Genomic DNA, 1830 nt, shown 5'->3' on the forward strand with positions numbered 1-1830 from the left:
AGCCCGGCGCGGTCGTGGAGCAGGGCGAAGCGCTCCTTCGGGGTGAGCCAGGCCTGCGCCTCGGCCACGGTCTCCGCCTCCACGATCTTGGCGCGGGCGAGCGTGTGGTCCGCGTCGATGGTTCCGCGCGGCCGGGGACGGCCCTCGGGCAGCATCGCGGCGTGGGCGCGGGCAAGGGACGCGTCGGCGTGGAGGGCGGCGAGCGCGTCCGCGTCGTCGAAGCCGCGGGCCGCGTTGCGGCGGGCGAGCTCGCCGGCGCGCAGCGCGATGGCCGGCGGGGCCTGCTCCTCCGGCGTCACCAGCAGGCCGCGGGCCTTCAGGGCGAGGCCGAGCGCCAGCTGGCCGCTCGCCCAGGAGAGCGGGATCGCCAGGACGAGGCCGAGGATCGTCGGCGACATCCACAGGAACAGGGAGGTGGCGATGGCGAACGCCGCCACGCCCGTGACCACGCCGAGGCCGGTGTGCCAGCGGTGGCGGCGCACGATGTCCGCGAAGGGGATCGAGCCGTCGTCGCGGCGCTGCGGGTTCCAGCCGGTGTCGCGCCCGGCCAGGATCTGGAACACCGAGCCCGACTGGATCAGCATCGCGATCGGCGCGATCAGCGCCGAGAGCAGGATCTCGATCAGGAAGGACAGGGTCAGCCGCCCCGCGCCGCCGCTCGCCCGCCGGGTCCCGCCGTCCAGGAGCGCCAGGATCAACCCTAAGAATTTCGGGGCGAGCAGGATGCCCATGGTGAGCGCGAAGAGCTGGAGCGCGCGCACCGGGTCGAAGCGCGGCCAGACCGGGTAGAGGCCGAACTCGGCGGAGAAGTATTCCGGGCGCACCCAGGCGGTCTGCAGCACGATGACGATGCCGATCACGAGCTGGGCGAGCCAGAGCGGCGAGGCGACGTAGCCGGCGATGCCCGTGGCGAAGTGCTGGCGCGAGGCGGGTGCGAGGCCGGCCGCGCCGATGACGCGGGCGTGCTGGAGGTTGCCCTGCGCCCAGCGCCGGTCGCGCACGGCGAGATCGATCAGCGAGGGCGGGCTCTCCTCGTAGGAGCCCTCCAGCCGCGGCAGCATGGTCACGCCCCAGCCGGCGCGGCGGATCAGCGCCGCCTCGACGAAGTCGTGGCTGAGGATGTGGCCGCCGAAGGGCGGGCGGCCCTTGAGGTCCGGCAGGCCCGCGGCCTCGGCGAAGGCCTCCATCCGGATGATCGCGTTGTGGCCCCAGTAATTGCCGTCGCGGCCCGACCAGACCGAGAGCCCGGTGGCGATGACGGGGCCGTAGATGCGCGCGGCGAATTGCTGGAGCCGGGCGAACAGCGTGTTGCGGTTGATGATCAGCGGCAGGCTCTGGATGATGCCGGCCTGCGGGTCGGCCTCCATCGCGGCGGTGAGCCGCACGATGCAGTCGCCGGTGAGCAAGCTGTCGGCGTCGAGCACCAGCATGTGGTCGTAGGACCCGCCCCAGCCGGTGACGAAGTCGGCGATGTTGCCGGCCTTGCGGTGATGGTTCTTCTCCCGGTGGCGGTAGTAGAGGCGCGCCGCGGGCCCGAGTTCCGCGCGCAGGGCGAGGAAGGCGCGCTCCTCGGCGACCCAGGCGTCGGCCTGGGTCGAGTCGGACAGGACGAACCAGTCGAAATGGCGTCCGAGGCCGGTCGCCTCGACCGCCTCGTGCATCGCCTGGAGCCCGGCGAAGACCCGGGCGCTGCCCTCGTTGTAGACCGGCATGACGATGGCGGTGCGGGTGGCGAGGTGCGCCGGGAGCGGCGCCGGCCTGTCCCGCCGCAGCAGCGCCGCGAAGCCGAGGAGCGCGGCGGTGAAGGCCAGGGCGATCCAGGAAAAGTTC

The 1830-nt window shown here is 73.2% G+C and carries 1 protein-coding gene; it reads right to left on the bottom strand.

Annotated features, from left to right (window positions below):
• A partial coding sequence (mdoH, locus tag MFF42_RS24375) for a glucans biosynthesis glucosyltransferase MdoH (RefSeq protein WP_238258458.1) occupies positions 1–1830 on the bottom strand: 1830 nt, incomplete at both ends.

Origin of the sequence: Methylorubrum podarium (assembly GCF_022179745.1) — a bacterium.
Classification (GTDB): domain Bacteria; phylum Pseudomonadota; class Alphaproteobacteria; order Rhizobiales; family Beijerinckiaceae; genus Methylobacterium; species Methylobacterium podarium.